Source organism: Kribbella sp. NPDC003557 (genome assembly GCF_040610805.1).
Taxonomy (GTDB): domain Bacteria; phylum Actinomycetota; class Actinomycetes; order Propionibacteriales; family Kribbellaceae; genus Kribbella.
Window position 1 is genome coordinate 138,635 of sequence record NZ_JBEXMY010000008.1, and the last position, 19,469, is coordinate 158,103.

17 protein-coding genes are annotated in these 19,469 nt (G+C 70.7%); 13 read left to right on the plus strand and 4 right to left on the minus strand.

The window, feature by feature from the left end; all coding sequences use genetic code 11:
* The first annotated feature begins 53 nt into the window (after positions 1–53).
* From ABZW60_RS32200 to ABZW60_RS32215, 4 genes are read left to right on the plus strand one after another with little or no spacing between them, the layout of a single operon-like run.
* Positions 54–833: an enoyl-CoA hydratase-related protein gene (locus ABZW60_RS32200; RefSeq protein ID WP_355483265.1), complete on the plus strand. Its 780-nt coding sequence runs from the start codon at positions 54–56 to the stop codon at positions 831–833.
* Positions 833–1,783 (plus strand): class I SAM-dependent methyltransferase, encoded by a 951-nt coding sequence (locus ABZW60_RS32205; RefSeq protein ID WP_355483267.1) that lies wholly within the window; start codon positions 833–835, stop codon positions 1,781–1,783. Before ABZW60_RS32200 ends, ABZW60_RS32205 begins: the two co-directional genes overlap by 1 nt.
* Positions 1,784–1,792: 9 nt before the next feature.
* On the plus strand, positions 1,793–2,698 hold the full coding sequence (locus tag ABZW60_RS32210; RefSeq protein WP_355483268.1) for an acyltransferase: 906 nt from the start codon (positions 1,793–1,795) through the stop codon (positions 2,696–2,698).
* A gap of 33 nt (positions 2,699–2,731) precedes the next feature.
* Complete coding sequence (locus ABZW60_RS32215) at positions 2,732–3,862, plus strand: hypothetical protein (RefSeq protein ID WP_355483270.1); 1,131 nt, start codon at positions 2,732–2,734, stop codon at positions 3,860–3,862.
* On the opposite strand, the gene ABZW60_RS32220 is transcribed toward ABZW60_RS32215, so the two are convergent.
* The gene (locus ABZW60_RS32220) at positions 3,859–4,587 is read right to left on the minus strand and encodes a class I SAM-dependent methyltransferase (protein ID WP_355483272.1); all 729 of its coding nucleotides are present in this window, start codon (positions 4,585–4,587) and stop codon (positions 3,859–3,861) included. The two genes, ABZW60_RS32215 and ABZW60_RS32220, sit on opposite strands and share 4 nt — an antisense overlap.
* A 120-nt stretch (positions 4,588–4,707) precedes the next feature.
* Between ABZW60_RS32220 and ABZW60_RS32225 the strand changes: the two genes are divergently transcribed.
* Together ABZW60_RS32225 and ABZW60_RS32230 are read left to right on the plus strand one after the other, a co-directional pair.
* Positions 4,708–5,490 carry an electron transfer flavoprotein subunit beta/FixA family protein gene (locus ABZW60_RS32225; protein ID WP_355483274.1) on the plus strand — a complete coding sequence of 261 codons (783 nt, stop codon included), beginning with the start codon at positions 4,708–4,710 and terminating at the stop codon, positions 5,488–5,490.
* Between the two features lie 14 nt (positions 5,491–5,504).
* On the plus strand, positions 5,505–6,452 hold the full coding sequence (locus ABZW60_RS32230) for an electron transfer flavoprotein subunit alpha/FixB family protein (RefSeq protein WP_355483276.1): 948 nt from the start codon (positions 5,505–5,507) through the stop codon (positions 6,450–6,452).
* 282 nt (positions 6,453–6,734) lie between these two features.
* Here ABZW60_RS32230 and ABZW60_RS32235 read toward each other — a convergent pair whose 3' ends face one another.
* From ABZW60_RS32235 to ABZW60_RS32245, 3 genes are read right to left on the minus strand one after another with little or no spacing between them, the layout of a single operon-like run.
* Positions 6,735–8,339 carry a hypothetical protein gene (locus tag ABZW60_RS32235; protein ID WP_355483278.1) on the minus strand — a complete coding sequence of 535 codons (1,605 nt, stop codon included), beginning with the start codon at positions 8,337–8,339 and terminating at the stop codon, positions 6,735–6,737.
* A gap of 60 nt (positions 8,340–8,399) precedes the next feature.
* On the minus strand, positions 8,400–8,870 hold the full coding sequence (locus ABZW60_RS32240; RefSeq protein WP_355483279.1) for a pyridoxamine 5'-phosphate oxidase family protein: 471 nt from the start codon (positions 8,868–8,870) through the stop codon (positions 8,400–8,402).
* Positions 8,867–9,457: a dihydrofolate reductase family protein gene (locus ABZW60_RS32245; protein WP_355483281.1), complete on the minus strand. Its 591-nt coding sequence runs from the start codon at positions 9,455–9,457 to the stop codon at positions 8,867–8,869. The genes ABZW60_RS32240 and ABZW60_RS32245 overlap by 4 nt, the downstream gene beginning before the upstream one ends.
* A 107-nt stretch (positions 9,458–9,564) precedes the next feature.
* On the opposite strand from ABZW60_RS32245, the gene ABZW60_RS32250 reads away from it, so the two are divergent.
* From ABZW60_RS32250 to ABZW60_RS32280, 7 genes are all read left to right on the plus strand, one after another.
* On the plus strand, positions 9,565–12,126 hold the full coding sequence (locus ABZW60_RS32250) for a LuxR C-terminal-related transcriptional regulator (protein ID WP_355483283.1): 2,562 nt from the start codon (positions 9,565–9,567) through the stop codon (positions 12,124–12,126).
* Positions 12,127–12,174: 48 nt separating this feature from the next.
* Positions 12,175–13,377, plus strand: a complete 1,203-nt coding sequence (locus ABZW60_RS32255) for a cysteine desulfurase family protein (protein WP_355483285.1) — start codon at positions 12,175–12,177, stop codon at positions 13,375–13,377.
* Complete coding sequence (gene mnmA / locus ABZW60_RS32260) at positions 13,377–14,465, plus strand: tRNA 2-thiouridine(34) synthase MnmA (protein ID WP_355483287.1); 1,089 nt, start codon at positions 13,377–13,379, stop codon at positions 14,463–14,465. The genes ABZW60_RS32255 and mnmA overlap by 1 nt, the downstream gene beginning before the upstream one ends.
* Positions 14,462–15,439: a methionine synthase vitamin-B12 independent gene (locus ABZW60_RS32265; RefSeq protein WP_355483289.1), complete on the plus strand. Its 978-nt coding sequence runs from the start codon at positions 14,462–14,464 to the stop codon at positions 15,437–15,439. The genes mnmA and ABZW60_RS32265 overlap by 4 nt, the downstream gene beginning before the upstream one ends.
* Positions 15,440–15,475: 36 nt before the next feature.
* Entirely contained in the window at positions 15,476–17,578 is a 2,103-nt protein-coding gene (gene ligA, locus ABZW60_RS32270) for an NAD-dependent DNA ligase LigA (protein WP_355483291.1), read from the plus strand.
* Positions 17,579–17,675: 97 nt separating this feature from the next.
* A complete protein-coding gene (locus tag ABZW60_RS32275; protein WP_355483293.1) occupies positions 17,676–19,163 on the plus strand; it encodes a hypothetical protein in 1,488 nt (495 codons plus the stop codon).
* A 65-nt stretch (positions 19,164–19,228) separates the two neighbouring features.
* Positions 19,229–19,417: a hypothetical protein gene (locus ABZW60_RS32280; protein ID WP_355483295.1), complete on the plus strand. Its 189-nt coding sequence runs from the start codon at positions 19,229–19,231 to the stop codon at positions 19,415–19,417.
* Positions 19,418–19,469 lie beyond the last annotated feature (52 nt).

Consider the following 19,469-nt stretch of genomic DNA (forward strand, 5'->3'; position numbering starts at 1 on the left):
CCGTTCCCGGGGATGTGACCCGTGGGTAGGCGCACAGGCAAAGGAGCGGATGCATGGGCGAGTTCGTCAATCTGACCGTGAGTGACGGGGTCGGGACGATCCGGCTGGATCGGCCGAAGATGAACGCGCTGAACGTCCAGGTCCAGGAGGAGATCCGGGCCGCCGCGCTGGAGGCCGCCGCGTCGGACGAGGTGCGGGCGGTGGTGATCTACGGCGGCGAGCGGGTGTTCGCGGCCGGCGCGGACATCAAGGAGATGGCCGACATGTCGTACGCCGACATGGCCAAGCGCTCCGGTCCGCTGCAGTCCTCGCTGTCCGCGGTCGCCGCGATCCCGAAGCCGACCGTCGCCGCGATCACCGGCTACGCGCTCGGCGGCGGCTGCGAGCTCGCGCTCTGCGCCGACTACCGGATCGCCGCCGAGGACGCCAAGCTCGGCCAGCCGGAGATCCTGCTCGGCATCATCCCGGGCGCCGGCGGCACCCAGCGGCTGTCCCGCCTGGTCGGCCCGTCGAAGGCCAAGGACCTGATCTACACCGGCCGTTTCGTCGACGCCGAGGAGTCGCTGCGGATCGGCCTGGTCGACAAGGTCGTGCCTGCCGCCGAGGTGTACGACGCCGCCGTCGCGTGGGCGTCGCAGTTCTCCCACGGCGCCGCGATGGCGCTGCGCGCGGCCAAGGAGTCGATCGACTCCGGCCTCGGCGTCGACCTGACCACCGGCCTGGAGATCGAGCGGCAGCAGTTCGCCGCGCTGTTCGCCACCGAGGACCGCGCGATCGGGATGAAGTCCTTCGTCGAGAACGGCCCCGGCAAAGCTGAATTCAAGGGAAAGTGATGTCTGCTACTGAGAAGCCGGCCGCGACCGCCGAAGAGGTCGAGGCGGCCTGGAACGACAACAAGCTCGCCCAGGTGCTGTACCACGACTGGGAGGCGTCGACGTACGACGAGAAGTGGTCGATCTCGTACGACGAACGCTGCGTCGACTACGCCCGGGACCGGTTCGTCGCGGTCGCCGGGTCGCGCGGCTGGCCGTACGGCAAGACGCTCGAGATCGGCGCCGGCACCGGCTTCTTCACGCTGAACCTGAAACTGGCCGGCGTCCTCGACGAGGCCCATGTCACCGACCTGTCGCCGGGCATGGTCGAGGCCGCGAAGAAGAACGCGAAGACGCTGGGCTTCGCGATCGAGGGCAAGGTCGCCGACGCCGAGAAGCTGCCGTACGACGACGACACCTTCGACCTGGTGATCGGGCACGCGGTCATCCACCACATCCCGGACGTCGAGCTGGCGTTCCGCGAGATGCTGCGGGTGCTGAAGCCGGGCGGCCGGTTCGTGATCTGCGGCGAGCCGACCCGGTACGGCGACTTCGTGGCCCGGCGGCTGTCCCGGTTCACCTGGTGGGCGACCACCAACGTCACCAAGCTGCCCGCGCTGGCGCACTGGCGGCGGCCGCAGGAGGAGCTCGACGAGTCGTCCCGCGCGGCCGCGCTGGAAGCGGTCGTGGACCTGCACACGTTCGATCCGGACACGCTGGCGCGGACCGCGACCCGGGCGGGTGCGACCGGGGTGAAGACCGTGACCGAGGAGCTGCTGGCCGCGTGGGTCGGGTGGCCGATCAGGACGTTCGAGGCCGCCGTGCCGGAGCAGAAGCTCGGGTTCGGCTGGCGGATGTTCGCGTACAAGTCGTGGCTGCAGCTGTCCAAGGTGGACAAGGCGCTGTCGGCCGTCGTCCCCGACGAGCTGTACTACAACGTCTCGATCACCGGAGTGGCAAGCAAGCAGTAGGGTGTTGCGATGCGGTTGCTGTCCGTGGCGAATCTGCGCTGGGTGGTGCGCCATCGGGCGTGGACGCCGTACTACCTGAAGCGCTACTGGCGGTTCGCCTGGTTCAAGCTGCGCCACCCGCACGTGATCACCGAGGGTTTCGTGTTCCTCGGCAAGCATCTGGAGATCGTGGCGCGGCCCGGGCACGGCCGGATCGTGCTCGGCCGCTGGGTGCACCTCGGTGACGAGACCCGGCTGCGCGCACACGAGGGGACGCTGCGGATCGGCGACAAGGTCGTGTTCGCCCGCGACGTCACGGTGAACTGCTACCTGGACGTGGAGATCGGCGCGTCGACGCTGATCGCGGACTGGACCTACATCTGCGACTTCGACCACAAGACCGAGGACCTCGACCTGCCGATCAAGGACCAGGGCCTGGTGAAGTCGCCGGTCCGGATCGGCCCGGACTGCTGGCTGGCCACGAAGGTCACGGTCACCCGCGGGACCGATATCGGCCGGGGCGTGGTGATCGGCGCGAACAGCGTTGCCCGTGGCAACATCCCCGACTACGCGATCGCGGCCGGCGTACCGGCGAAGGTGCTCGGCGACCGCACCGAGCGGTACGCCGCCAACGCCGAGCGCCGCAAGTACCTGGCCGGTCTGGCCGACGCGAACGACCGGACCGCGGCGCTGCTGCAGTCCGGGGTGCAGCCGGTGGAGAAGCCCGTCGAGAAGACTGTCGAAAAGCCCGTGGAGAAGTCTGCGGAAGCGCCCGGGGAGAAGCCTTCCGCGCTCGGCCGGAGCGTGGCGCCGGGCGATGCGGGCGGTGATGAGGTAGAAGCAGATGGTGAAAAAGAGAGCGTGAGGGGTTCTCAAGTTACTCACCAGTCGGGCACTATGGCCCCCACATCCGGTCGGACGCCCACGAGCGGATGAGCATCGGCATCGGTAGCGGAGAGGAGAAGTAGCGTGGCCGACCGGACCGCCGATCGGGCTGCCCGGTCGCTGCTCGACCAGGCCGCGGCCGACACCTCGATCACGCAGGCGCGGACCCGCGCGGTCGATCCGGTCCCGATCGTGGCCGCCCCGGCAGCCCCTGGCGGCGCTACGTTGGAACCAGTGCTTGAAACGAACGAGTCAGACATGGGCGTGAACACCAGCGTGAACCCGGAAGCACAGGCAGTGAACAGCGTGGACAGCGGCGTGGACAGGGTGGCCGGGGTGACCGGCGGCGTGGACGGCAGTACGGCAGTGGCGCCGGTGGCCGGCGCCCGTCGCCGGTTGTCGCCGCGCCCGGTCCCGGTCAGCCGGCGGAGGAGACCGCCGGCCGCCGCGATGACCACGGACGAGGAACGGACCCCGGCTGAGGAGATGGACGACGTGGGTACGCAGGACGAGAAGGCGGAGCCGAACCCGGCCGCCGGAGCTTCCGGAGCCGGCAAGGCCGGTACGACGCCGGACGCCGGCGCGGCGGCGACCGGCAGCGCATCGGGTGCGGCGACCGCGACGAAGACCGCCCGGCCGAAGACGGCCGCGGAGATCGTGGCCGAGCAGCGGGCCCGGGAGAAGGCTGCCGAGGGCGCGACGCCGGATGCGGCCGGCTCGGAGGATGCCGCAGCTGGTGCGCCGGTGGGTGCGGCCAAGGAGACCGGTGCTGCCGCGGGCAAGGACGCCGCCGGCAAGGAGACGACCACGGCGACGGTGAAACCGGCCGTACCGTCTGGTGCCTCGGGCAACAAACCGCCGGCGGCCAAGGGCGGTTCCTCGGGATCCGGTTCCGGCAAGGGTAAGCAGGCGCTGACCTCGGTCGGCTCCGGTGTGCGGAAGCTGCGCAACCTGATCGCGTCGCTGATCTGGCTGGTCGCGGTGCTCGCGGCCGCGGTCCTCGCGCTGGGTGCGCTGTTCACCGCGCTCGACCAGACCAACCAGAGCAACGAGATCGTGCGCTGGATCCTGGAGCGCGGTCACGACCTGGTCGGGCCGTTCAAGGACCTGTTCCGGCTGGAGACCGCGAAGAACACCCTGCTGGTGAACTGGGGGATCGCGGCGCTGGTCTACCTGATCGCCGGCAAGATCATCGAGCGGATCGTCCGGCCCTAGCGCTTCGGCCGGGCCACGAGGATCAGATCGAGAGATTCGTCCAGGTCTCCTGGGCGGATCTCGAAGTCGGCGTACGACGTACTCCGCACGAGCGCGGCCAGGGTGTCGTCCCACTGGTCGTGCTCGGCGGCGAGTTGCGCGTCGACACAGGAGCCGTGCTGCGCCTCCCAGGACGTCAGCCGGTCGCCGTGGTGCAGGCCGAGCGCCTGCGTGATGACGAAATGCGGCTCGAGCAGCTCGGCGAACTCGGCGGCCGTCAGCTCGCGCGTGTGGTACCAGTTGCCGCTCGGGAAGGTCAGGCGGTTCGGCGTACTGAGGATCAGCGTCCCGGTGGGCTCCAGGATGCGCGCGCACTCCGCGACGAACCGCGGCTGCTCCCACAGGTGCTCGATCGTCTGCAGTGAGGTGATCGTCGCGAAAGCGCTGTCCGCGAAGGGCGTCCGGACGAGATTGCCGCGCGCGACATTGACCTGCGGATAAACCCGGCGGACGTGCCGCAACGTCGTATCTTCATAGTCGAGACCGGTCACGGAGCTCGCCCCGGCGAGGCGGAGCAGCTCCGCGCCGTAGCCCTCGCCGCAGCCGGCGTCGAGGAACCGCCCGGTCCCGATCGGCAGTTCGGCCGTGATCCAGCGGTAGGCGGCGTCGTGGCGCGCGAACCAATAGTTCTCGTGCCAGATCCCGGGCGCGGTCCTCTCGCCGGTCAGCGGTAACGTCTCGGTCACCTGAGTCAGACTAGTCGGATCCGAGACTGTGATGGGACTCGCACGCAGCTTATGTTTCTCGTGGGTAACATCCGTGGCAGGCTTGGCAGAGACCGTTAACCAGAAGGGGTCCCACACGCTATGAAGATCGTCGTCTGCGCGAAGTTCGTGCCGGATGCCACCGCGGACCGCCGCTTCCGCTCGGAGGACAACACGGTGGACCGGGCCGGTGTCGACGGGCTGCTGTCCGAGCTGGACGAGTATGCCGTCGAGACCGCACTCACTGTCAAGGAGGCCGGGGACGCCGAGGTGACCGTTCTCACGGTCGGCCCGGAGCAGGCCGCCGATGCGGTGAAGAAGGGTCTGCAGATGGGCGCCGACGCCGGTGTCCACGTGGTCGACGACGCGATCCACGGCTCGGACGCGGTCGCCACCTCGCTGATCCTGTCGAAGGCGCTGGCCAAGCTGGAGGCGGACCTGGTCGTGTTCGGCATGGGGTCGACCGACGGCGGCATGGGTGTCGTCCCGGCGATGGTGTCGGAGCGGCTCCGGCTGCCTGCCGTGACGCTGGGCTCGGAGGTGACCGTCGACGGGCAGACCGTCCGGATCCGCCGCGACGGCGACACCGCGAGCGAGACGATCGAGGGCACGCTGCCGCTGGTGCTGAGCGTCTCGGACCAGGCGAACGAGCCGCGCTACCCGTCGTTCAAGGGGATCATGGCCGCGAAGAAGAAGCCGGTCGAGACCTGGTCGCTGGCCGACCTCGAGCTGACGCCCGAGCAGGTGGGTGGTTCGGGCGCGTGGACCGAGGTGGTCGAGGTGACCGCCCGTCCGGCCCGGACCGCCGGCACGATCGTCACCGACGAGGACGGCAGCGGCGCCGCCGGGCTCGTCGAGTTCCTGTCCACGAACAAGTTCCTCTGAGGAGCGGCTGAGTAATGTCGAACGTTCTGGTTCTCGTTGACCACACCGCGGGCACGGTCCGCAAGACGACCGCCGAGCTCCTCACGATCGCGCGCCGCCTCGGTGAGCCGGTCGCCGTCTTCATCGGCGAGGGCGTGCAGGAGGCGCTGCCGGCGCTCGGGCAGTACGGCGCGACCAAGGTGATCGCGCTGACGAACCCGGAGCTCACGCAGTTCCTGGTGGCGCCGAAGGCCGAGGCGCTGCAGCAGGTCGCGGCGAAGCTCGAGCCGTCGGCGATCCTGATCTCGTCGAGCGCCGAGGGCAAGGAGATCGCGGCCCGGCTCGCGGTCAAGCTCGACTCCGGCCTGATCACCGACGCGGTCGACGTGCAGGAGGGCGCGGTCACCACGCAGTCGGTGTTCGCGGGCAACTACACCGTCCAGGCCAAGGTCACCCACGGCACGCCGATCATCACGGTCAAGCCGAACGCCGCCACCCCGGAGGCCGCGGAGACCTCGCCGGAGGCGGAGGAGTTCGACGTGACGATCTCCGACGCCGCGAAGACCGCGCGGATCACCGACTCCAAGCCGCGGGAGGCGACCGGTCGCCCGGAGCTGACCGAGGCCGCGATCATCGTGTCCGGCGGCCGCGGCACCGGCGGTGACTTCGGCCCGGTCGAGGCGTTCGCGGACTCGCTCGGCGCGGCGGTCGGCGCGTCCCGCGCGGCGGTCGACTCGGGGTGGTATCCGCACGCCTACCAGGTCGGCCAGACCGGCAAGACCGTGTCCCCGCAGCTGTATGTCGCGGCCGGCATCTCCGGCGCGATCCAGCACCGCGCGGGCATGCAGACCTCGAAGACGATCGTCGCGGTCAACAAGGACCCCGAGGCCCCGATCTTCGAGCTGGTCGACTACGGCGTCGTCGGCGACCTCCACAAGGTCCTCCCCGCCGCCACCGAAGACGTCACCAAGCGCAAGTCCTGACATTCCCGCGACAGCCCGGCTCGGTTCCCCTCCCGGCCGGGCTGTCGCGCGGAGCCCCGTGGATGGCGGGTTGTTTGTCAGCTGGCGTGTTGTAACCCGGCAGCCGTGAAACAACCCGCCAGTCGCCGGCCTGCGGAGGGCTGACATGCGGGCGTGGCGGATGGGCGAGCGTTCCGGCGGCACTTGAAGGGCTCGTACGACCGGCGCCGCTGGCTCGCGGACATGATCGACCATCTGCACCCCGGTCATCCGTGGTGCGACCGCATCCGCTGACCGGAACCGCTAGGTGGTGAGCTGCTCGCGGACGGCGGCCAGGTCCTCGGTGATGGCGGCCTTCCGGGCGTCGGTGTTCTTGAGGTAGTCGGCGAGCGCGGTCGCGGCCGTCGAGCAGCGCTCGCTGAGGTTGCCGACCTCACCGGCGGCCCGTGTCTTGTCGTTGTTGACGGCGCGGCGCAGCGAGACGTAGCTGTTGAGACCGAACGCCATCACCACCAGACCGACCACGATCCAGAACCAGTGCAGCAGCAGCCCGAGCCCGATCGCCACCACGGCGCCGCCCGCCAGCAGACTGATCGGCACCACGCGCTGTCCGGTGGTCGTCACCCCGCCGGCCGCGGTCAGCGACGAGGTCGCCTTGCCCAGTTCGAGCTGGTCGGGACCGTCGGCGCGGATGGTGATCGTGTGCGCGCCGCTGTCGACGGAGACCTCCGTCGGCCCGGGGCGCTCCGCGGTCTGCGCCAAGGTCTCGACCCCGGGCAGCGCCAACGGGCCGACGACCCGCAGCGCGGTCGCCGACAGGTGCGGGTCCGCGGACAGGGCGAGGTCTTCGGTGAGCAATGCGTCGACGGCGCCGGCCGGGTCCTCCAGTGCCATCGCGGCCGACTCGGGCGAACCGGTGACCCGTGCCCGCAGTACGGCGATCCGGGCCAGCGTCTCGCGCTCGGGGGCGCTGCCCTCGGAGATCAGCAGGCGCAGCATGGCCGCCGGGCTGTCCTTGTCCGGCTCGTTGCCCGCGTCGGCGTCGCGCCGGGACTTGCCGTCGCGCCGGGAGGCCTTCGCGTCGTCGGGGGAGCGGTCGGACTTGCGCTCCTCCGGGTAGCTCAGCTCGGGGTCGGGCTCGCGGGCCTCGGTGTTGCCGACGATCGTCTCGACGGCGTTGCGGATCCGGCTCAACCGGTCCCCGGCGTCGTCCTGGGCCTCGGTGGCCTTCAGCCGCGGGCCCTTCGGGCGGGACGAGCTGCCGCGCATCTCGAGTCGCGACAGCCAGGCGCCGTCGGGTGACGCGACCGCCTGCAGCCGCTTCACCACGAGCTCCAGCCCGTCCGTTCCGAAGCCGCCGCGCGCCGCCGTCGTCCAGAGCACGCGCTGCACCCTGGTCAGGCTTCCGTCGGCGGCCGGTGTGCCGAACGCCGTGTCCAGCCACTCGGTGCGTACCTGGTGCCGCTGCCCGAGGACGGCCAACGCCAGCGACAGGTAGATCGACGTCCGGCGCTCGTCGAGCTCCATCGCCGTACTGATCGCCTGCTCGTCCGGCTTCGCGGCGTGCAGGGCGATCAGGGCTTCGGTGGCCGGGCCCAGCCAGTACCGGGGGACGGGCTTGCCGGTCTCCGGCAGTTCGGTGCTCGACGCCATCGCGGACAGCACCCGGGTGGCGTAGCGGCGGAGCTCGGCGGCGTCGACGAAGCCGGCCGTCTCGTGGCGGAGGTCGGACAGCTCGACGTAGGCGTCGAAGGCCCGCGTCAGGCTGTCCACCCGGCTCTGCAGGCTGCCCTGGATGTGGGACAACTGGGAGCGGAGGCTCGAGGTCTCCTGCCGCGCGTACGACATCTCGCTCTCCAGGTTGGAGAGCTGCTGGTTCTGCTTGCGCTCGGTCCACCAGTCGGACATGACTCCGCCTTCCGCTCCACCGGATGTTGCTCTCCGGAAGGATTGCGTGTGAGCGGGTCATCACGACCAGACCGGCCGCCGCGAGTCGATGCCCGTGCCGTACTGCGGGTCGCCGCCGGTGACCAGGATCCAGTGCTCGGTCGGGCGAGCGCGGTAGAGCCGGATGTCGTCGTGCAGTTCCTCGACGGAGTACGCGCGCAGCTCCGGGTACCGCGCGGCGTAGAGCGCCACACATCGCTCCAGCTCGTCCTCCGGCACCTGGGCGGCCCGGGCGCGGCAGTACACCGCCGACGCGCCGCCGATCGGGACGCTCGAGTCGAAGATCGCGATGCTGACGTCGGGCCGTTCGGCCACGTTGCGCGAGTGCAGCGCGTCCGGCGACGACACCCAGTAGAACGCGTCGTGCCCGTCGGGCGTGAAGTAGACCGGCGTCACCCAGGGCAGGCCGTCGGCCCCGACCGTCCCGAGCACGAGGTACTTGTTCGCTTCGATGACCGCGGCCGCGCGCCGGTCGAGGATCTCCTGGGTCATGGCTTCTCCACGTCGTACGTCAGGTGGGTCGCGTTCGGGGTGCCGGTGCTGCCGCGGGGCACCAGCCGGATCGGTGTCAGCGTGGTCCGCTCGAACAGCGGCGTACCGTCGCCGAGCACGATCGGCGCGACGTGGACGCGGAGCTCGTCCACCAGACCGGCGTACAGGTACTGCCGGCACAGGTGCCCGCCGCCCATGATCATCACGTCCTTCACACCGGCCGCGTCACGGGCGAGCTTGAGCGCGGGCCGGATGCCGTCCGGTACGAACTCGAACCAGCCGTCCAGCCGCACCCGGCTCGGCGGGTTCGACGTCACCACGAAGAGCGCGGGCCGCTCGCCGCTGAACCCGTCGGCGCTCCATCCCTGCGGCCCGTCGATCAGGTCGAAGGTCCGGCGGCCCATCAGGACCGCGCCGATGCCCGTGCTGGTGCGTTCGAACGCCTCCCGGTCCGCGTCCGTCTGAGCACCGGTGATCCAGTCGTGCAGCGGCTCGCCGCCGATCCCGAGACCGTGCGTGAGGTCCGCGCCCGGCCCGGTGACGAAGCCGTCCAGCGACATCGTGATGTCCAGCAGTACTCGTCCCATGGTCTTCTCCCAAGCTTCCGAGGTTGTCCCTCCACCTTCGGCGCGGCCGGTACGGAAAGTCGTCCGTAGCGGCCACGGAAGGACCACGGATCCCGCATGATGGGCCAATGGCTGGTCCGAAGGACGTGTCGGCGCGGGAGGCCGAGGTGCTCGCGGCGCTCGCGGGTGACCGCTCGAACGCCCAGATCGCCCGGCGGCTGCAGATCAGTATCAGGACCGTCGAGAGCCACATCTCCTCGCTGCTCCGCAAGTACGGCGTCGCGGACCGGCACGAGCTCGCCGCACTGGCCGAGGCGCAACCGGAGGGCTTCAGTACGCCGACCGGCCCGGGGACGACGTTCGTCGGCCGCGAGCAGGACAGCGCGGAGCTGACCAGGGCACTCGGCAGTAACCGTCTCGTCAGCCTGCTTGGCCCGGGTGGTGTCGGTAAGACCCGCCTGGCGCTCCAGGTCGCCGCAGAGATCGCCGACAGGTACCCACACGGCGGTGCGGTCGTCGACCTGGTCCCGGTGCGGCCGGGCTTCGTCGTCGCCGCGGTCGCTGAGTCGCTACAGGTCACCGAGCAACCACCGCAGACCCTGACAGACGCAGTGCTCGAGAGATTGAAGCGTGGCCGGACCCTGCTCGTTCTCGACAACTGTGAGCACCTGCTGGACGACGTGGCCGGTCTGGTTGCCCGCATCCTCACTGAGGCGACAGAGACCGCAGTGCTGGTGACCAGCCGCGAGCGTCTCGGTGTGGCGGGCGAGCGGCCGCTGCAGCTCGGTCCGCTGGCACTGGGAACCGAAGCGGAGCAGCTGTTCCGGGACAGGGCCGCTCTGGTCGCGCCTGACCTGGCCGACGACAGTCAGCTTGCGCAGAAGGTGTGCGCCGAGCTGGACGGCGTACCGCTGGCTATCGAGCTCGCTGCTGCCCGCGCTGGGTCGTTGGGGCCGGACGGCTTGCTGGCAGCGCTGGACGACCGGCTGCGGCTGCTGTCGGGAGGGCGTGGCCCGGACGAGCGACACAGCTCGCTGGCGCACGTCATCGGCTGGAGCTACGACCTGCTCGGTGAGGATGAGCGCAGGTTGTTCCGGCGGCTCGGTGTCTTTGTCGGGGGCTTTGACCTCGCCGCGGCTGCGGCTGTGTCGCCAGAGAGCACCAAGAGTGAGCTGAGCGACCTCCTCGGCCGGCTGACCGACAAGAGCCTCCTGCACCGCACCCTGCACGCGGGGACCAGCCGCTGGCGGATGCTCGAGACAGTCCGCGTCTTCGCCCTGGAGCAGCTGAAGGACGAGTACGACGAGGTTGCCGCGTTGCATGTGGCGTGGGCCGATGCCGTTGCGACCAGGCTTGAGCGGCAACTGGAAGCGGGGGAGGACTGGCAGCAGGAGTTCGACCTGCTGGCGCCGGACCTGCGGGCGGCGCGGGGCGACGTACGGCCGCTCGCCCGCAAGCTCGCCCACCTGACCTTCGCCCGGCGACGCTTCCTGGAGGCGCGTGAGCACTACCTGGCCGCGGCCGACAACGCTGTGAACGCCGCCGAGCTGTACGACGATCTGCGCGACGCCGCCGATGCCGCGATGGTGGTCGCGGACGGGGAGCACGCGTTCCAGCTGATGATGCGCGCGGGCGCCGACGGGAACCCGGAGGCGCTCGGGTACGCCGTCACCATCCTGAACCGCTACGAGGTGACCAACCCCGCCCCACTCCCCGAGGACGGCGGCGCCGCCCTCCTACCCGCTGCACCTGCCGTGGCGGTTCAGGTCGCTCGGGCGTGGGTGGACCGGTTCGGGGTTGCCTCGGCGGAGTCGGCCGTCAGCGCCGCTCGCCGGGCGGGTGAGCCGTTGGAGCTGATGAGCGCGCTCGACGCGTACGGCATCGCGGTCGCCGCCGCGGGACGGCTCCGCGAGGCCGAGGCGGTCGCGAAGGAGCGGCTCGCCATCGCGGCCACGCTGCCCGATCACGATCCGCGGGCGGTGGCCGAGATCGTCGACGCGTTCCACACCGCGTCGACATGTGCGGTCGCGGTCGGCGATCTCGTCGAAGCGGTCCGGCTGGCGCGGTTGACCGACGATCCGGTGCACGGCCATCCGTACATCACCGCACCGCGCAAGGTCCGTGCCTACGCGCTCAGCGGGATGTTCCCCGAGGCGGTCGCCGCCGCCGACGTGATGTGGAACGGCTGGCGCGCCGCCGGCTGCCCACCCCGCGTCTGGATGGCATCCGCCGCCGCGGCAGCCGCACTCGCCCACGGCCTACTCGGCACGGGCCAAGAGACCGTCTGGCAGTCCCGGGCCCTGGAGATCGCCCGCGTGACCGACGCAGCCGACGACCCGGGCCTAGCGGCCCCAGCAGCCTTCGTAGAGGCCCGCCTAGCCGTCCACCACCATGACACGAGGGCAGCGGTTGGGGGAGTGGTCGAGCGGGCGTTCGGAGCGTTCCCCGAGCCGTGGTGGATCCCGTACGCGAATGCCGCCGGCGCCGAGTTGGCCGTCGTGTCCGGGCACGCGCAAGCGGCGGAGTACCTCGAGCGAGCGGTGAGTGAGAACGCGTGGGCGGAGGCCGTGCTGCTGCGGGCCCGGGGCCGCCTGACCAAGGACCGCGACACCCTGCACGAGGCGGCTGAGAAGTTCGGGCGGATCGGCTCGCGGTACGAGCAGCAGCTCACGCTGGAACTCGCGCGCTGACTCCCGAGGAGCGGGAACATCGGTACCGGACATACCCTTGAAACTGTTATGACTCCTCCCGACCGTCGCACGGTGTACCTGGACCACGCGGCGACGACGCCCATGCTCCCGGCCGCGATCGAGGCGATGACGTATCACCTCACCCGGACCGGTAACGCTTCGTCACTGCACGGCTCCGGCCGGTGCGCGCGACGGACGGTCGAGGAAGCGCGCGAGTCGATCGCCGCGTCCCTCGGGGCGCAGCCCAGCGAGATCGTGTTCACCTCCGGCGGCACCGAGGCGGACAACCTCGCGCTCAAGGGCCTGTGGTGGTCCCGGCTGGCCGCCGACCCGCGCCGGCGCCGGATCCTGCTCAGCGGTATCGAGCACCACGCGGTCCTCGACCCGGCGGTCTGGCTCGGTCAGCACGAGCAGGCCGAGATCGAGTGGCTGCCGGTCGACGAGCTCGGCCGGGTCCGCCCGGACGACGTCCGCAGGGCGATCGAGCGGGACCCGGAGTCGGTGTCGTTCGTCACGCTGATGATGGCCAACAACGAGGTCGGCACGCTGCAGCCGGTCACCGAGGTCGCGGCGATCGCGCAGGAGTTCGGCGTCCCCGTGCACACCGACGCCGTCCAGGCGATCGGGCAGGTGCCGGTGGACTTCGGCGAGCTCGGCGTCGACGCGATGACGGTGTCCGCGCACAAGCTCGGCGGTCCGTACGGGATCGGGGCGCTCGTCGTCCACAAGGAGACGCAGCTGACGCCGATCCTGCACGGCGGCGGGCAGGAGCGCGACGTCCGGTCCGGCACCCTCGACGTACCGGCGACCGCCGGGTTCGCGGTCGCGGCCGAGCACGCGGTCAAGCACCAGGCCGACGAGGCGCTCCGGCTGGCCGAGCTGCGGGACACCCTGATCGCCGGCATCACCGGTACCGTCGACGGGGCGCTGCTGTCGGGCGACCCGGTGGGCCGCTTGCCCGGTAACGCACACTTGTCCTTCAGCGACTGCGAGGGCGACTCGCTGTTGCTGCTGCTCGACGCGCGCGGTATCGAGGTCTCGACCGGGTCCGCGTGCAACGCCGGGGTCGCCGAGCCGAGCCATGTGCTGCTGGCGATGGGGTACGACGACCAGCGGGCCCGGGGCTCGCTCCGGTTCACCCTCGGGCACACGAGTACGCGCGCCGACATCGACGCCGTACTGGACACCATCGGGCCGGTCGTGGAGCGGGCGAAGTCCGCCGGCCTGCAGAACGTGGGAAGGAACACCTGATGCGGGTACTCGCAGCCATGTCCGGCGGGGTCGACTCCGCCGTCGCGGCCGCGCGGATGGCCGAGGCCGGGCACGACGTGACCGGTGTGCACCTGGCGCTCAGCCGCAACCCGCAGTCGTACCGCAGCGGCGCCCGCGGGTGCTGCACGATCGAGGACTCCCGCGACGCCCGCCGGGCCGCGGACGTGATCGGCATCCCGTTCTACGTGTGGGACCTGGCCGAGCGTTTCCACGCCGACGTGGTCGAGGACTTCGTCAGCGAGTACGCCGCCGGCCGCACGCCGAACCCGTGCCTGCGCTGCAACGAGAAGGTCAAGTTCAGCGCCGTCCTGGAGCGTGCCCTCGCGCTCGGCTTCGACGCGGTCGCGACCGGGCACTACGCGCGGATCGTGGACACGCCGTCGGGCCGCGAGCTGCACCGGGCGGTGGACCCGGCCAAGGACCAGTCGTATGTGCTCGGCGTCCTGACCCAGCAGCAGCTCGCACACGCGTTCTTCCCGCTCGGCGACACGGTCAAGACCGAGGTCCGCGAGGAGGCCGAGCGGCGCGGGTTGTCGGTCGCGGCCAAGCCGGACAGCCACGACATCTGCTTCATCGCCGACGGCAACACCGCGGGCTTCCTCGGCGCGCAGCTCGGCGAGGCGCCCGGCGACATCATCGATGCGCAGGGCAACAAGCTGGGCGAGCACCAGGGCACTCACGGTTTCACCATCGGCCAGCGCAAGGGCCTGCGGATCGGCACGCCGGCCGCGGACGGCAAGCCGCGCTTCGTCCTCGACATCAGCCCGGTCGAACGCACCGTGACCGTGGGCTCCCGCGAGGAGCTCGCCGTCTCCCACCTCACCGCGTCGAAGCCGCGCTGGTGCGGACCGGCCCCCGCGGCCGACCTGCGGGCGACGGCCCAGCTCCGCGCTCACGGCGAGGAGGTCGCCGTCACCGCGACGGTGCTGGACGACAAGGTGCAGGTCTCCTTCGACGAGCCCACCTCCGCCGTCGCCCCGGGACAGGCCGTCGTGCTGTACGACGGCACCCGCGTCATCGGCTCCGCGACCATCGACTCGGTCCAGCGCGTCACCGCTGGCGTATGACGACAACAGGCCTGGGCTCCGTCCCCGGTGACGACATCCGCGAGTGGATGCGCGCCGTACTCGAGCTGGTCGACCTCCCGTTCCTGCCCGAGCTGCCGGCCCGTCCGTACGGCGACATGGTCAGCCGGACCGTCGCCGTACTGACCGAGCTGGCCGCGGACCTGCAGCCGGTCGGGTGGCGGCTGACCGGTGGCGGAGACGCGCGGGCCAGTCTGGACCAGCGGCGTGCGCGGGCGTTGCTGCAGGAAGACCTGGACGTGCTGGAGGAGTACGCCGACGGGTACCAGGGGCAGCTGAAGGTGCAGGTCACCGGGCCGTGGACGCTTGCGGCGGCGGTGGAGCGGCCGCGTGGCGACAAGGTGCTGGCGGACCACGGCGCGCGGCGGGATCTGGCGCAGGCGCTGGCGGACGGTGTCCAGCAGCACGTGGCCGAGGTACGGAAGCGGGTTCCGGGCGCCGAGGTTGTGTTGCAGGTGGACGAGCCGGGCCTGCCCGCCGTACTGGCTGGAGCGGTGCCGACGGCGTCCGGCTGGAGTAAGCACCGGTCTGTCGACGGGCCTGGCGCCGTGGAGCTGCTCAGCCTGTTCACTGCCGGCGGGCCGACGGTCGTGCACTGCTGCGCTGCCCGGCCACCGATCGAGGTCTTCACCAAGGCAGGCGCGACGGGCGTCGCCGTCGACGTCTCCCTGCTCAACACGGCCGCCTGGGACCAGGTCGCGGCCGCAGCCGAGGCCGGTTCGAGCATCTACGCGGGTGTCGTACCCACCACAGGCGTCCTGCCCAAGGCAGAACAGGCCGCCGAGCCGCTCGTACGCCGGTGGCGGGAACTGGGCCTCGACCCGCAGCTGCTGAAGCAGGTCGTCGTCACACCCGCCTGCGGGCTTGCGGCCGCTCCGTCACCGGGTGACGCCCGAGCGCGCCTGAAACTGCTTCGCGACATCGCGGACGTGCTCGGCGAAGCAGCCGACGAATGACCCGAAACTGTCCGTGAGGACATGTAAGTTCTGCTTATGAGCGAGAACGTCGGGGCTCCTGCCGAGGTGCGGACGCGGCACGCGGACCTGAGCAAGGAGATCGAGGACCACCGCGCGCGGTACTACCTGGCCAGCGCGATCATCTCGGACGCGGACTTCGACGCGCTGATGCATGAGCTGCAGGGCATCGAGGAGGAGTTTCCGGAGCTTCGGACGCCCGACTCGCCCACCCAGAAGGTCGGCGTGCCGATCTCCACCCTGTTCACGCCGATCCAGCACCCGATGCGGATGGAGAGCCTCGGCAACGCGTTCTCCGCCGAGCAGATGGAGGCCTGGGCCAAGCGGCTGGAGCGTGAGGTCACGGTCCAGCAGATCAACGACAGCGGGTTCCTCTGCGAGCTCAAGGTCGACGGCCTCGCCCTCGACCTGGTCTACGAGAACGGCAAGCTCGTCAGCGGCGCCACCCGCGGCGACGGCCGCATCGGCGAGGACGTCACGCCGAACGTGCGCACCATCAAGAGCATCCCGGAGCAGCTGCGCGGCGACGAGCTGCCGGCCTTCCTGGAGGTCCGCGGCGAGGTCTACTTCCGCGTCGAGGACTTCGAGGAGCTGAACGCGCAGCTCGTCGAGGCCGGCAAGGACGTGTTCTCCAACCCGCGCAACAGCGCGGCCGGGTCGCTGCGCCAGAAGGACCCGCGGGTCTCCGCCGGCCGGCCGCTGCGGTTCGTCGTGCACGGTCTCGGCAAGGTCGAGGGCCACCACATCGGCCGGCTCTCGGAGGCGTATGACCAGCTGAAGGCCTGGGGCCTGCCGGTCAGCGACCGCGCCCGCCGGGTCGGCACGCTCGACGAGGTCAACGAGTTCATCGCGTACTACGGCGAGAACCGGCACTCGGTCGACCACGAGATCGACGGCGTGGTGGTGAAGGTCGACGAGGTCGACCTGCAGCGCGCCCTCGGGTCGACGTCGAGCGCGCCGCGCTGGGCGATCGCGTACAAGTACCCGCCGGAAGAGGTCAACACCAAGCTGATCGAGATCGAGGTGAACGTCGGCCGCACCGGCCGGGTCACCCCGTTCGCGCACATGGAGCCGGTCCGCGTGGCCGGATCCACGGTCGAGTACGCGACGCTTCACAACGCCAAGGAGGTCGCCCGCAAGGACGTCCGGCCGGGCGACACCGTCGTCCTGCGGAAGGCGGGCGACGTGATCCCCGAGGTCCTCGGACCGGTCGTGGATCTGCGCCCCGAGGGTCTGCCGGCGTGGGAGATGCCGACGCGATGCCCGTGGTGCGACACGGTGCTGGCGCCCGCGAAGGAGTCCGACGTCGACATCCGGTGCCCCAACTCGCAGTACTGCCAGGGCCAGCTGCGCGAGCGGCTGTTCTACCTGGCCGGGCGGTCCGCGTTCGACATCGAGGGCCTCGGCTTCAAGGCGGCCGACGCGCTGATCCGCGGCGGGCTGATCGCCGACGAGGGCGACCTGTTCGCGCTCACCGAGGACAAGCTCGCCGCGAGCGAGTTCTTCACCACGAAGGCCGGAGCGCTGTCGGCGAACGCCCGCAAGCTGCTGGCCAACCTCGAGGAGGCGAAGACCAAGCCGCTGTCCCGGGTCATGGTGGCGCTGTCGATCCGGCACGTCGGGCCGACCGCGGCCGCGGCGCTGACCGAGGTGTTCGACACCATCGACGGCGTCCGGGCGGCGAGCGAGGAGCAGCTGGCCGAGACCGAGGGCGTCGGCCCGACCATCGCGCAGGCGCTGATCGAGTGGTTCCAGGTGCCGTGGCACCAGGCGATCGTGGACAAGTGGCAGGCGTCCGGTGTGGTCATGCGCGAGGAGCGCACCGGCCCGGAGCTGCCGCAGACGCTGACCGGGCTGTCGGTCGTGGTGACCGGGACCGTCGAGGGGTTCAGCCGGGACGAGGCGACCGAGGCGATCGTCGGGCGCGGCGGCAAGGTCGCGAGCTCGGTGTCGAAGAAGACCTCGTTCGTCGTCGTCGGCGATTCGCCGGGATCGAAGTACGACAAGGCCGTCCAGCTCGGCGTGCCGATCCTGGACGCGGCCGGTTTCCGGGTGCTCCTCGAGGACGGCTCCGACGCTGCCGCCGCCGTGGCGACCACGCCGTCGGCGGACCAGTCGTAACGATTTCGGCAGTCCGCGAACCGGATGGATCCGGTGAGGGCTCTGAGCCGTCCGACTGTTAACTTTGCACGTCGACACTGGGTCAGAAGGAGCAAATATGACGACGCCGCCGCAGGGACCGTGGGGTCCTGGGCAGCCGGGGGGCCAGCCAGGCGGGCAGCACGGGGGACAGGGTGGCCAGCCGCCGCAGCAGGGCGGCTGGGGACAACAGCCTCCGGGCCAGGGCGGTGGCTGGAGCCAGCCTCCGCAGCAGCCTCAGCAGGGTCGGCCTCAACAGGGTCAGCCGCAGCAGGGACAGCCCCAGCAGGGACAGCCGCAGCAGGACCAGCCGCCGCAGCAGGGTGGCTGGGGCCAGCAGCCTGGCCAGGGGCAGCAGCCCAGTCAGTACGGTCAGCCGCCGGCGGGTGGCTGGGGTCAGCCGCCGCAGCAGCAGGGCGGCGCCTACCAGCAGCAGTCGTGGGGCCAGCGCCAGCAGCAAGGCGGGTGGCACCAGCAGCAGGGCGGTCCCGGCCAGCAGTGGCAGCCGGGCGGTCCGGGGTCCAAAGGCCCGGGCGGCATCAGCAAGGAGAAGCTTCCGCTGCTCATCGGCGGCGGCGTGGTCGGCCTCGTGGTGATCGGCCTGCTGGTGTTCCTCGGCATCCGTGCGTTCGGCGGTGACGACGAGCCCACGACGCAGCCCACGACGACCTCCGAGCCCACCGAGAGCGGCAGCCCGAACCCGTCCGGCTCCCCGTCGACGTCCGGCGGTCCCGGCCAGAACGGCGAGCTCGGCAACGCGACCGGCCAGGCCAAGGCCGCGACCGAGAAGCTGCAGGGCCTCGGCTTCGGCTGCAGCGACCTGTTCAACACCGGTCAGGGCGCGCACCGCGGCTGCTTCAAGCAGGACGGCCGCAAGGAGTCCGAGGCGATCTTCCAGTTCTCGCCTGACGGCACCATCATCGCGGTCCGGCTGCAGGCCCAGGACGACGACAACTTCAACAACGCGCAGGTCGCCTTCGACCAGGTGCTGCAGGCGCTCGGCAACGACACCTTCGGCGCCGACCAGGTCAAGAAGATCCAGGACTCGGTGAAGACCGGTCAGCGTTCCGACGAGGTCGGCACCACCTGGGGCGAGTTCCAGCTCAGCAACCAGGGCCAGAGCGTGCGGGTGTCCGGCCACAAGTCCGGCGAGGACTCGATGGACCTGCCGGACCAGACCTTCGACACCACCCAGGCGCAGCTGATCACGGCGCTGAAGGCCAAGGGCTACGTCTGCACGACCTCCTGCAAGAAGGACGTCGGCAAGTACGGCTACCAGCGGGTCTTCTTCTACGCCAGCAGCGGCAAGGGCATCAAGGACATCGAGGTCAGCGCCTCCGGTGAGGCCGCGGACGCCAAGAAGGCGCTGCCGGCCGCGCTCGGTGACGCGTTCGGCGCCCTCAAGGGCGGGAACATCGAGGCCGTGAAGTCGTACGTCGACGCGCACAACGACGGGAAGACGTACGCTGCATATGTGGGCGGGTGGAAGGTCGAGATCAGCGGGAACAGCTCGGCCAGCTACACGTCCCAGCAGGTCTCGATCTCGTACGAGTCGTTCTACGCCTGAGCAGCCTGAGTAGTGTCACGGAGGACGGATTGAAGTTCCCCCGGGAGAAGCGGGAGTCTCGGACGGTGGCCCAGCCACCGCCCGAGGCGGTCCAGCGCGTCGACGGCGGCGGGGCCTGGGGCCCCACCCAGTTCGACCTCCCGGACCGGAACGGCAGCAACAGCCAGGCGATCCTGATCGTCAGCCTGGTCGGCGTCGTCATCCTCCTGATCATCGCCGGCCTCTGGGCCCTCGCCTACTTCCAGTTCACCTGAACCACCGGAAAGCCCCGCCCGTCGAGCGGGGCTTTCGCACGCCCGCCGCCGT

Bases quoted from the DNA above. Each gene is read 5' to 3' on its own strand.
- ABZW60_RS32200 (WP_355483265.1), top strand. From the start codon at position 54: ATGGGCGAGTTCGTCAATCTGACCGTGAGTGACGGGGTCGGGACGATC.
- ABZW60_RS32205 (WP_355483267.1), top strand. From the start codon at position 833: ATGTCTGCTACTGAGAAGCCGGCCGCGACCGCCGAAGAGGTCGAGGCG.
- ABZW60_RS32210 (WP_355483268.1), top strand. From the start codon at position 1,793: ATGCGGTTGCTGTCCGTGGCGAATCTGCGCTGGGTGGTGCGCCATCGG.
- ABZW60_RS32225 (WP_355483274.1), top strand. From the start codon at position 4,708: ATGAAGATCGTCGTCTGCGCGAAGTTCGTGCCGGATGCCACCGCGGAC.
- ABZW60_RS32230 (WP_355483276.1), top strand. From the start codon at position 5,505: ATGTCGAACGTTCTGGTTCTCGTTGACCACACCGCGGGCACGGTCCGC.
- ABZW60_RS32235 (WP_355483278.1), bottom strand. From the start codon at position 8,339: ATGTCCGACTGGTGGACCGAGCGCAAGCAGAACCAGCAGCTCTCCAAC.
- ABZW60_RS32240 (WP_355483279.1), bottom strand. From the start codon at position 8,870: ATGACCCAGGAGATCCTCGACCGGCGCGCGGCCGCGGTCATCGAAGCG.
- ABZW60_RS32245 (WP_355483281.1), bottom strand. From the start codon at position 9,457: ATGGGACGAGTACTGCTGGACATCACGATGTCGCTGGACGGCTTCGTC.
- ABZW60_RS32250 (WP_355483283.1), top strand. From the start codon at position 9,565: ATGGCTGGTCCGAAGGACGTGTCGGCGCGGGAGGCCGAGGTGCTCGCG.
- ABZW60_RS32255 (WP_355483285.1), top strand. From the start codon at position 12,175: ATGACTCCTCCCGACCGTCGCACGGTGTACCTGGACCACGCGGCGACG.
- mnmA (WP_355483287.1), top strand. From the start codon at position 13,377: ATGCGGGTACTCGCAGCCATGTCCGGCGGGGTCGACTCCGCCGTCGCG.
- ABZW60_RS32265 (WP_355483289.1), top strand. From the start codon at position 14,462: ATGACGACAACAGGCCTGGGCTCCGTCCCCGGTGACGACATCCGCGAG.
- ligA (WP_355483291.1), top strand. From the start codon at position 15,476: ATGAGCGAGAACGTCGGGGCTCCTGCCGAGGTGCGGACGCGGCACGCG.
- ABZW60_RS32275 (WP_355483293.1), top strand. From the start codon at position 17,676: ATGACGACGCCGCCGCAGGGACCGTGGGGTCCTGGGCAGCCGGGGGGC.